Source organism: Rhodococcus rhodochrous (assembly GCF_900187265.1).
Classification (GTDB): Bacteria; Actinomycetota; Actinomycetes; order Mycobacteriales; family Mycobacteriaceae; genus Rhodococcus; species Rhodococcus rhodochrous.
On sequence record NZ_LT906450.1, the window covers coordinates 1,172,355 to 1,183,039 of the forward strand.

Here is a 10,685-nt window from a genome sequence, read left to right on the forward strand (position 1 = left end):
ACTTCCGCCGCGCCCACACGGGACGCTGGAGGACATGGCGTCCTCCCGTCCCGTCCTGACGACCCCGGTCCTGTTGCTCATGGCCGTGGCAACGGGTCTGTGCGTGGGTGGCAACTACTTCAACCAGCCGCTGCTCGACTCCATCGCCGAAGCACTGGACACCTCCCGATCGGCCGCCGCCTCCACCGTGACGGTCGCGCAGGTCGCCTACGCTCTCGGCCTGCTGTTCCTCGTGCCGCTCGGCGACATGTTCCCGCAGCGGCGGCTGGCGGTGATGCTCATGCTGGCCGCGGCGGCGGGGCAGGGGCTGAGCGGATTCGCGCCGAACATCGGGGTGCTCGTGGTGGGCACCGCTGTCGCCGGTCTGTTCTCGGTGGCCGCGCAGGTGCTGGTGCCGTTCGCGGCGACCCTCGCGACGCCGGAATCGAGGGGTCGCGCGGTCGGCACCGTGATGAGCGGGCTGCTCGTCGGGATCCTCGTGGCCCGGAGCGTCGCGGGCATCCTCGCCGAACTCGGCGACAGCTGGACGACGGTCTACCAGGTGAGCGCGGTCGCGATGGTGCTCGTGGCGCTCGCGTTGTGGCGGGTGCTGCCGGCGACACCACCGGTGGTCCGTCAGGGTTACGGCAGCACGCTGCGATCCCTCGGGACGTTGATCGTCACGCATCCTCGCCTGCGCACCCGGACCCTGCTCGGCGGGCTGGGTTTCGCGTCGGTGGGCGCGCTGTTCTCGACGATGGCGTTCCTGCTGTCCGACCCGCCCTTCGGCCTCGACGACCTGCAGATCGGTCTCGTGGGGCTGGCCGGGGTGGCCGGTGCGTTCGCCGCGACCGCGGCGGGCCGGCTCGTCGACCGCGGCTACGGACCGCCGACGACGGCGGTGGGAGTGTTCACGCTGATCGCGTCGTGGGCGGCCCTCGCGGCGGGTGCGAGCTCGCTGGTGTGGTTCGTCGTCGGGATGCTCGTCGTCGACCTCGCGCTCAACCTCGTGCACATCACCAACCAGAACATCGTGTACGCCCTCGACCCCGAGGCCCGCTCGCGCGTCAATTCCGTCTACATGACGGGCTATTTCATCGGTGCGGCGTCCGGTTCGGCGCTCGGCACGATGGCGTGGAGCGCCGGCGGGTGGACCGCGGTGTGTGTGCTCGGTGTCGGATTGGCGGCGCTCGCGGGCGTCGTGTGGGCGCTCGATCTTCGGCTCGCCGCCCGGATGCGTGCGCGTTCGGCTACAGCGACCGGCGGACCGGCAGGAGCCTGAGATCGCGCGCCCGGCCGATCGCTTCCACCCGCGTGTGCACGCCGAGCTTGCGGTAGATGCTGCGCAACTGGGTCTTGATCGTGTTGTGCGAGACGAACAACTTCTTCGCGATGTCGGCGTGCGTCGATCCCAGCGCCAGCAACTCCAGCACGTCCGTCTCCCGCCGGGACAGTTCGACATGGGTGACCGGTTCGGTGAAGACGGACCCGATCGCCTCGTCCGGGACGGTGAGACCGCCGAGCTCCGCGAGACGCCCGGCGGCACCCTCGGCCAGAGTGGTGAAGGCGCGGCGGTTGCCGAGGGCCTCGGCGAGCGTGCAGGCCCGCTGCCAGCTGCGGACCGCGGCGTCCTTCTCGTCGAGATCGAGGTGGGCGCTCGCCTCGACGAGCAACGCCTCGACATGTGCGCGCGGGAAGCCGCACTCCGTCCACGGAACACGCTTGAGCTTCTTGAGCGCGACCTCCGGATGACCGGTGAACAGTTCGACACGCGCGTTCGTCACCACGAGCATCGGATGGTTCTGTGGCGACTCCTCGGCGAGGGCGCGCGCGAGGTTGCCGTTGCCGAGCGCCAGCTGCAGGTCGATCTCGGCAGCCCCGAGCAGGATGCGCGAGAACGCGCCGCGGTCGAACAGATCGTGGTGCGAGGCGATGAGCCGGTGCAGTTCGGTGAGTCCGTCGTAGGCGTTGCCCGCCGCCAGGTTGTAGTAGGCCCGGCAGTAGGCGACGAATCCCCAGAGTTCCTCCGAGACCCGCGGGACACCGAGCTCGTCGAGATATTCGACGGCACGGTCGAGCTCGAGCGAGTCGAGGTGGACGAGCGCGGACGCCACGCGGCCACCCACCTTGACCATCTCGCCCCAGCGACCCTCGGTGGGCTCGGCGTTGCTCTCGATGCGCAGCCATTCCCGGGCGCGCGGATTGTCGCCCGTCACCGCCCAGTTCAGCGCCGAGCTGCCCGCGGCGTTCTGGATGACGAAGGCGATGTTCGCGGCGTACGCACCGCGGTAGGCGCGGCGGAAGACGGTGGTGGACTCGGTCAGATGTCCGGCGAGCTGGAGCGTGATCGCCCACTGGACGCGCAGCAGCGGCAGCTGCGGACCGAGATCGTCGGGCCGGTGTTCGAGGATCGAATGGACGAGCGGACGCAACAGCAGCGTCAACCGCGCGGCCTCACCGAATTCGCCCGAGACCCGCAGGGTCAGGGTCTGCACCGTCGCGACGTAGACGGCCTGCGCGGCGCCGGGTGTCTTCCCGAGCTCGGTGAGTTCGTCGGGATCCGCGGGCAGGGAGGCGTGCAGGATCGAATGTTCGTCGAGCATCTGTGTGAACAGCGCGCGACCGGCCTGGACCGACGGATGGTCGCCGAGCTCCTGGTCGGGGATCTGCCGGAGGACCTTGACGAGAACATCGAAGGAGCTGTCGACCATGCGCGCCCAGGATTCCTCGACGATTGCCACGGCGGTCTCCCAGTCGCCGGCCTCGACGGCATAGATCGACGCCTCGGCGGGCCTGCCGGCGTCGCGGTGGGCCTGGGCGAGTTCGACGAGCAGGGCGTCGACACGTCCGGGATGTTCCCGGCGGGAGATGTCGAGCACGCAGGAGCGGACGGCGTCGGGCCACCGCCAGGTCCGGGGATCCTGGAAGGGCGAATCGATCACGAGGCCGGCCGCGGCGAGCGTCGCGACTGCGGCCTCGGGGTCCGCCGCGCCCGTCAGTTCGGCCGCCCGCTCGGCGGTGACGCTGTGGGCCGCAGCGACGGAGAACGCGAACTCGCGGTGCGCGTCGTCGAGTTCGTCGAGCCGGTTCTCCACATACGTCCGCACGAGGCGGGCCGATGCGGGAGTCGGCAGTCCCCGGGAGTCGATCAGACGCTGGGGCCGGCTCCGGGCGACGGCCGTGGCCGCAGAGACGAGGGTCGGCACACCACCGAGCGCACGGCACACGGCCTCGCACTCGCTGTCGGAGCGCTCCGGTCCGGCGTCGCGCAGCAGTGTCGTCGTCTCCTCGACGGTGAACGCGAGATCGGCGGCCGGGACGTACGTGGAGTCGATCCCGCGGAGGACGACCTCGGTCATGTCGGTGCTGTTTCCCGGCAGGCAGACGATCGCATCGAGCCGGGGGCACCGGTCGAGCAGCCGAAGGGTTGCTTCGAGTACGTCGGCCGAGTTCTGCGGCGACACACAGGCGAGCACGAGCAGGCAGGGCGACCCCAGATCGCGGAAGGTACGGACCACGCGCTCGAACGGGGAATCGTCGGGACCGTCGCCGGCGACCTCGACGGCCGGGTGATCGGCGAGGACCGCGAGCACATGCTCGGGCAGGTCGCCGTCGCCGGACGCGGAGAGTTCGGGAACCCAGACGATCGTGTGGTCGGGTGCGCCGCCCCGATGGAGCCATCCCGCGACGAGTGTCCGCTTGCCGAAGCCCGGGGGAGCGTCGATCACCGTCAGCGTGGAGCACCGGTCGAGACACGCGAACAGTCGGGGTCGCGCCAGAGCCGAGGACAAGGAACGCCACGCGGGTGCACCGACGCGAGGGGAGTCGGAAACACTCACGCGCACTCCTTCGGACAGGCTTCGGCCGGATCCGCGCAGGCGAGAATGCCCGAGCAGTGCCCCCCGACGGCCCTTGGTCGATCACAGACTACCCGGTCCGTTGTCGTGAGGTGGGGTAACGACACCTACTGTGACGTGCGGTAACGACCGCAGCCCCGCACCGGACCGTCGAGCGGACTCGACGGAGCGGGACGGGGCTGCGGTGGTGTGAGCCGGCGACTAGCTGCCGGATGCGCTCAGACGTGCCTTCTCGAGTGCGGCGAGGGTGCGCAGGATCGTGGCCTTCTGCTTCTCCAGATCGCTGCGGCGGGCGCGAGCAGCGAGGCCGCTCTGCTCGGCGACGAGCGCGAGCTGCGCGTCGATCGCGGAGAGCTGATCGAGCAACGCGAGGGCCCGGGTCTGGATCTCCTCGACGTCCACGGCACCCGTCCGGACCGGAGCCGCGGACTTCGCCGGCTTGGACGAAGAGGACGAGCTCCGGGCCGCGGAGGCCGGACGCGTCGACGTCTGCGCGGAGGAACCGGTGTGGCCCTCCGTGATCGCGGCGGCGCGGGGACGCAGTGCCTTGCGCACGAGTGCCGGGTCGGGCTGCTCGGCGAGGCGGATGTCGTTGAGGGCGCGGCGCGCCTCGCGAGCGGCGAGGCGGTGCTCGTACTCCTCCTCGTCGTCGGACTGCAGGGTGCCGCCGATGGGCCGCAGGCCGTACATGCCCATGAACTTGCGGGCCTCGTCGATGACGGCTTCGTGCTTACGGCATGTGGCACAGCGAGGTTCGTTGCGGAAGACCTCGACCGAGTCGGTGTCACCACACCAGACGCACGCACCCGGCGACCATCGTCGGACCGTTCGGATTGTCGCGTTTTCCATAGGGGCTTCGAGAGTTTGCGCGTCGGTCACGAGGTGCCACTTTAGGTGAAAGCCGAGTTACGCAGGGGAGGGGGGTCTCGTACGACCTGCGACGATTCGTGCGGCGTGACGAAGATCATCCCCGTCCCGGCGCGTCCTTCAAACCATTGCGCCACACAGCATTCCATACCACCCGGTCTGCCGCATCACGTTGCGGTGGCAGCGGTGAGCCAGCGCACCAACGGCCGGAACTCACGCCACGCCGAACGCACCTCCTCGAGGGTGCGCGGACTGTCGATCCACGGCGGGGAGATCTCCGTCCGGCCGGCCCACAGGGACCGGTGACGCATGAGTTCGATGCGGGGATGATCGGCGTCCACGCCCCGCGGCCGGGACTTCAGCCGGTCGCCACCGATCTCGTATCCCGCGCGCTCCAGCCTGCGCACGATCCTCCGGAGCTCGGGGCCGCGACGGCCGTGGTCGACCCCGGCCCGGTAACCGGCGATCTGATCGGACGAACCGTGGAACAGGCCGGCGGCGACCCGCAACCCGGCGGCGTTTATCTCGACGTAGTAGCCGACGCTCTGCGCGACGGAGACGAATCCGCCCTGATGGGTCTTGTACGGCAGCTTGTCCTTGCTGAACCGCACGTCACGGTACGGGCGGAATGCCTTGCCCTCCCCGAACTCCTCCTCGAGTTCCGCGAGCAGGGCAAGCATCGGGCCGCGCACGCAGTCGTCGTAGACGGCCTTGTGCGCGGCCCAGAATGCTTTGCTGTTGTCGGCCTCGAGATCGTCGTAGAAGTCGAGGGCCGCGACGGGAAATCCGGTGAACACCCGGACAAGTCTGCCCCGTCGTCGAGCGGTGGGTCAGGCGACCCCGTTGAACAGCGAGGTGACCGAGCCGTTCTCGAAGACCTCGCGGATCGTCTGCGCGAGCAGTGGAGCGATCGACAGCACGGTGAGGCAGTCGAACTGCTTCTCCGGCGGGATCGGCAGCGTGTTGGTGACGATGACCTCCTTGGCGCCGCACGAAGCGAGGCGCTCGGCGGCCGGGTCGGAGAGCACACCGTGGGTGGCGGCGATGATGACGTCGCCCGCGCCGGCCTCCTTCAGGATCTTCACGGCACCGGCGATGGTGCCGCCGGTGTCGATCATGTCGTCGATCAGGATGCAGGTGCGACCGTCGACGTCACCGACCACGCGGTTCGACTTGACCTGGTTGGGCACCAGCGGGTCGCGGGTCTTGTGGATGAACGCCAGCGGCGCGCCACCGAGGGTGTCGGCCCACTTCTCGGCGACACGCACACGACCGGAGTCGGGGGAGACCACGGCGATGTTCTCGACGCCGTACTTGCCGCGGATGTACTCGGCGAGCTGGCCCTGGGCGTGCATGTGGTCGACCGGACCGTCGAAGAAACCCTGGATCTGATCGGTGTGCAGGTCGACCGTGATGATGCGGTCGGCGCCGGCGGTCTTGAGCAGATCGGCGATCAGGCGGGCGGAGATGGGCTCGCGGCCGCGGTGCTTCTTGTCCTGACGGGCGTAGGGGTAGAACGGCAGGATCGCGGTGATGCGCTTGGCCGAACCACGCTTGAGCGCGTCGATCATGATGAGCTGCTCCATGACCCACTGGTTCAGCGGGAACGGATGGCTCTGCAGCACGAAGGCATCCGAACCGCGCACCGACTCCTCGAAACGCACGAACGTCTCACCGTTCGCGAAGTCCCGTGCCGTCTGCGGGGTGAGGGGGACGCCCAGTTCCTTCGCGACCTGCTCCGCCAGCTCGGGATGGGCCCGGCCGGAGAAGAGCATCAAGTTCTTCTGGTTGTCGATCCAATTGGTCACTGGTTCTGGCCGTCCTTCTGGCGATCGTGGTCGTGCGGCTGCTGTGCTCTCGATGCTGCCTCGGCAGCGGGGGTACCGGCGCGATTTCGCTGGACCCACCCTTCAATATTGCGCTGTGGCGTACCCGACACCGCCAGCGCCCCCGGAGGAACGTCGCGACGGAGTACTGTTCCGGCGCCCGTGTAGGCGCCGTCGCCCACCGTGAGGGGAGCGACGAACATGGTGTCCGACCCGGTCCGGACGTGCGATCCGACGACCGTGCGGTACTTCTTCACCCCGTCGTAGTTGACGAAGACGCTCGACGCTCCGATGTTGGAGTGCTCGCCGATCTCCGCGTCGCCGACATAGGTGAGGTGGGGGACCTTCGAATGCGCCCCGATCTGCGCGTTCTTCGTCTCGACGAAGGCACCGAGCTTGCCGCACGCGCCGAGTTCGGTGCCGGGGCGCAGGTAGGTGAACGGGCCGACAGTGGCCTCCGCGCCGATCACGGCGTCGGAGCCGTGGGTGCGCACCACGGTGGCGCCGGCGCCGACCTGCACGTCGGTCAGCGTCGTGTCGGGGCCGACCTCCGCGTCGTCGGCGATCACCGTGCGGCCGCGCAACTGCACACCCGGGTGGATGGTGACGTCGGTGCCGAGCACGACGTCGACGTCGATCCACGTCGAGGCCGGGTCGATCACCGTGACACCCTCGCGCATCCAGTGCTCGAGCAGGCGCCGGTTGAGTTCGGTGGTCAGTGCGGCGAGCTGGACGCGGTCGTTGACGCCGGAGACCTGCACCGCGTCGTCGGTGTGGAGTCCGCGGACGGTGTGGCCCTCGTCGCGGGCGATCTTCACGACGTCGGTCAGGTACAGCTCGCCCTGCGAGTTGTCGGCACTCAGCTTGCCGAGCGCGGATCGCAGCGCGGCCGCGTCGAAGGCGTACACGCCCGTATTGATCTCCTGGATCGCGCGCTGCGTCGGCGAGGCGTCCTTCTCCTCGACGATCCCGGCGACGTCGCCGTCCGTGGTGCGCACGATGCGTCCGTAGCCGGTCGGCTCGGACACCGTCGTGGTGAGGACGGTGACGGCGGCAGGCTCGGTGTCGAGGTGCGCGTCGAGCAGTTCCTGCAGGGTGTCGGAGCGGAGCAGCGGGACGTCGCCGGCGGTGACGACGACCGTGCCGTCGAAGTCGTCGGGGAGGGCACCGAGGCCGCACTCCACGGCGTGGCCGGTGCCGAGCTGTTCCTCCTGGACGGTCACCCGGATCTCGCGGTCGAGACCCGCGGCGACGGCGCTCACCTCGGCGGAGACCTCCTCGCGGCGGTGCCCGACGACGGTGACGAGATGGGCGGGTTCGAGTGCGGCGGCGGTGTACAGGGAGTGCGCGAGCATCGTGCGTCCACCGAGGGTGTGCAACACCTTCGGTGTCTTCGACCGCATCCTTGTTCCTGCTCCGGCTGCCAGCACGACGATCGCGGTCTGCACCTGCATGTAGCTCCCTCGACACGTTTCTGCACGCCGGTCCGTGCGTGCACCGGGAAAGCGCTGAGGCTCCCCGGGACGGTTCCCGCTCCGCCGCCAGGACTCGAACCTGAACTATCTGAACCAAAATCAGAGGTGCTGCCGATTACACCACGGCGGACTGCCACACCTCCGCGGCGGAACCGGCGGACGTGCGCCCCCGATCCTCGCACGAGACGGCGTCGACGTCGAACCTGGGGTGGCGCGATCGGGAATGGATAGGCTGTCGAACGTTCGAGTACGTCCCGCCGCCGAAGGAGGACCTGTGTCGCAGGCGTCGCAGAAGCGAACCGAGCGCACTCCGCGGATCCGGATGACGGGCACGCAGCGTCGGGAACAGCTCATCGAGATCGGTCGCGCCCTGTTCGCCGAGCGCGGCTACGAGGGCACTTCCATAGAGGAGATAGCCCAGCGGGCGCAGGTCTCCAAGCCGGTCGTCTACGAGCACTTCGGCGGTAAGGAAGGCCTCTACGCGGTGGTCGTGGACCGCGAGATGACCGTGCTGATGTCGATGGTCACCGAGAGCCTCACCCGCAACCGGTCGAGGATCCGCGTCGAGCGGGCCGCGCTCGCTCTGCTCACCTACATAGAGGAGCGCACCGACGGCTTCCGCATCCTCGTGCGCGACTCGCCGATGTCCGCCGAGGAAGGCACCTATTCGAGTCTGCTCAACGAGGCGATGCGTCAGGTGGGGGAGCTGTTGACCGGCGACTTCTCCCGGCGGGGGCTCAACCCCGAATTCGCTCCGCTCTACGCCCAGGCTCTCGTCGGCATGGTCGCCACCACCGCGACGTGGTGGCTCGACCGCCGCACCCCGTCGAAGGAGGACGTCGCGGCCCACCTCGTGAACCTGTGCTGGAACGGCCTCATCGGTCTGGAAGCGGACCCGAAGCTCGGGGAACCCCCGGTTTCCGAATAGTCCTCTCGTTTTCGGGACCGTCTGCTCTCTGCTTTCAGGTAAGTGGCGTTATCGTTGGGATACCCGTGAGAAGGCAGGCTGTGGTGGGACGACAAGTACGCGCAGAGGTGACACGCGAATCGGTGCTGCAGGGCGCAGCGACGATCTTCGTGCGCGACGGGTACGCGGACGCGAACCTGGGCGACATCATCGAGGAGGCCGGCGTCACCAAGGGTGCGCTGTACTTCCACTTCGGTTCGAAGGAAGAACTGGCGCGCGGGGTGATCGACTCCGGCTATCTCCGCTTCGAGGCCGCCGCCGAGTCCAAGATGGACCGCCGTTCCCCGGCGCTCGAGACACTGATCGACCTGTCGGTCCTGCACGTCGACATGTCCGAGACCGATTCCGTGGTGCGGGCGATGTTCCGGCTGCTGGTCGAGATCGGCGACTACCAGGGCACCGAGCACCGGCCCTACGAGATCTGGCAGAACAACCTGCAGGAACTCGCGACCCGGGCCGCCGACGAGGGCGACCTCGTCGAGGACGTCGACGTCCACGCGGTCTCCCTGCTGCTGCTCGAACAGGCGATGGGCGCCCGGATCATGGCGAACGCACTCAAGGCGACCGAACGGCTCGCAGAGCAGACCGGCGCGATGTGGCGGATGATCCTGCCCGCGCTGGTGCCGGCGAACAAGCTCGAATACTTCCGGCAGTTCGTGGAGCGCCGTCTGCGGCTGCAGTCGTGACCTTCGGGCCGTTCTCCGCCGAGGAGGCCCCCGCAGCGCTGGCGGGTCTGCTCGACCGGTTCGGGCCCGCCACCGCCGTGACGGTCGGTGTCGTGCCGCCGTTGCTGACCATCGCCCAGGCCGCCGACGTCCTCGGCTGCTCACGCCGACACGTCGCCCGCCTCGTCGACACCGGCGCGCTCGCCGCCGACTTCCACGGCCTGCACCGGCGGGTCTCGCGCGCCGATGTCCTCGAACTCGCGAAGCAGCAGGCGGAGGTGGTCACGACGGTCCTCGACGGACTCGCCGACCTCACACGACGCGAAGGACTGTACGACCCGTTCTGACGACACGGTACGGTCCGTTCCGACGATTCGACGAAGGGTGACGATGCCGGTTCGAGTGGTGCTCGGTGCGACGGTCCTCGCGCGCCCCCGCCTGCGCGATGTGGCACTCGCCCTCGCCGAAGACGGCCTCTGCCAACCCTTCTGGAGCGACGGGATCATCGCGGAGGTGGATCGCCGACTGCCGCAGGAACTGCTGCGTCCCGCCCGCGACTTCCTCTTCGCCGAACTCGACCGAGCCTTCCCCGACGCCCGGGTCGTCTGGCCCACGGCCGTGCTCCGCGAGGTGCCGCACGTGACAGGGCCGAGGGAGGCGCACGTGACGTCGGTGGCGCTGCTGTGCCACGCCGACGCCGTCGTCACCGCCGACCCCGAGCTCACCGGAGCGCTGGAACGATCGGGCATCGAAGCGTGGACCCCCGACGCCTTCGTCACCTTCGCCCTCGACGCCGATCCCGCCCGCACCCGCGCGGCACTGCTGAGAATGGTGCGCCGCCGCTGGCTCGCCGACGGCGACACCCGGCGCGAGGCGGGCGACGACGAACTGCTCGCCGGGCTGGCGGGGTGGGCCGCCCGCGAACTCGGTGCCAACAGTGCCGACCTCCTCACGCCCCCGGCGCGGTAGCGCCCTTCGCGCCCCGGCGCGGTGACGATCCTCGCGCCCCGGCGCGGTGACGCCCGAGGGAACAGCGGAATAGACTCGAC

10 protein-coding genes and 1 tRNA gene are annotated in these 10,685 nt (G+C 69.2%); 5 read left to right on the top strand and 6 right to left on the bottom strand.

Going from position 1 to position 10,685, the window contains the following annotated elements; translation table 11 throughout:
- The first annotated feature begins 34 nt into the window (after nt 1-34).
- Entirely contained in the window at nt 35-1,261 is a 1,227-nt protein-coding gene (locus CKW34_RS05530) for an MFS transporter (RefSeq protein ID WP_059381628.1), read from the top strand.
- Here the strand turns inward: CKW34_RS05530 and CKW34_RS05535 are convergent.
- The 6 genes from CKW34_RS05535 to CKW34_RS05560 all read right to left on the bottom strand — a co-directional run bounded on the left by CKW34_RS05535 (nt 1,230) and on the right by CKW34_RS05560 (nt 8,134).
- Nucleotides 1,230-3,818, bottom strand: coding sequence for a helix-turn-helix transcriptional regulator (locus CKW34_RS05535; RefSeq protein WP_059381760.1), 2,589 nt, complete (start codon nt 3,816-3,818; stop codon nt 1,230-1,232). The genes CKW34_RS05530 and CKW34_RS05535 overlap by 32 nt on opposite strands.
- A 219-nt stretch (nt 3,819-4,037) precedes the next feature.
- Nucleotides 4,038-4,715: a hypothetical protein gene (locus CKW34_RS05540; RefSeq protein WP_059381627.1), complete on the bottom strand. Its 678-nt coding sequence runs from the start codon at nt 4,713-4,715 to the stop codon at nt 4,038-4,040.
- A gap of 155 nt (nt 4,716-4,870) precedes the next feature.
- Complete coding sequence (locus tag CKW34_RS05545) at nt 4,871-5,500, bottom strand: DUF2461 domain-containing protein (protein ID WP_059381626.1); 630 nt, start codon at nt 5,498-5,500, stop codon at nt 4,871-4,873.
- Nucleotides 5,501-5,533: 33 nt separating this feature from the next.
- Nucleotides 5,534-6,478 carry a ribose-phosphate diphosphokinase gene (locus CKW34_RS05550; RefSeq protein WP_051032957.1) on the bottom strand — a complete coding sequence of 315 codons (945 nt, stop codon included), beginning with the start codon at nt 6,476-6,478 and terminating at the stop codon, nt 5,534-5,536.
- 29 nt (nt 6,479-6,507) lie between these two features.
- On the bottom strand, nt 6,508-7,983 hold the full coding sequence (gene glmU / locus CKW34_RS05555) for a bifunctional UDP-N-acetylglucosamine diphosphorylase/glucosamine-1-phosphate N-acetyltransferase GlmU (protein WP_059381625.1): 1,476 nt from the start codon (nt 7,981-7,983) through the stop codon (nt 6,508-6,510).
- A 79-nt stretch (nt 7,984-8,062) separates the two neighbouring features.
- Nucleotides 8,063-8,134: transfer RNA gene (locus CKW34_RS05560), tRNA-Gln, on the bottom strand.
- Between the two features lie 192 nt (nt 8,135-8,326).
- Between CKW34_RS05560 and CKW34_RS05565 the strand changes: the two genes are divergently transcribed.
- The 4 genes from CKW34_RS05565 (at nt 8,327) to CKW34_RS05580 (ending at nt 10,605) form a co-directional block, all read left to right on the top strand.
- Nucleotides 8,327-8,932 (top strand): TetR/AcrR family transcriptional regulator, encoded by a 606-nt coding sequence (locus CKW34_RS05565; protein WP_172415033.1) that lies wholly within the window; start codon nt 8,327-8,329, stop codon nt 8,930-8,932.
- Nucleotides 8,933-9,039: 107 nt separating this feature from the next.
- Complete coding sequence (locus CKW34_RS05570) at nt 9,040-9,657, top strand: ScbR family autoregulator-binding transcription factor (RefSeq protein ID WP_080968184.1); 618 nt, start codon at nt 9,040-9,042, stop codon at nt 9,655-9,657.
- On the top strand, nt 9,654-9,983 hold the full coding sequence (locus tag CKW34_RS05575; protein ID WP_059381623.1) for a helix-turn-helix domain-containing protein: 330 nt from the start codon (nt 9,654-9,656) through the stop codon (nt 9,981-9,983). The genes CKW34_RS05570 and CKW34_RS05575 overlap by 4 nt, the downstream gene beginning before the upstream one ends.
- Before the next feature lie 43 nt (nt 9,984-10,026).
- Entirely contained in the window at nt 10,027-10,605 is a 579-nt protein-coding gene (locus CKW34_RS05580; RefSeq protein ID WP_059381622.1) for a PIN domain-containing protein, read from the top strand.
- Nucleotides 10,606-10,685: the final 80 nt, after the last annotated feature.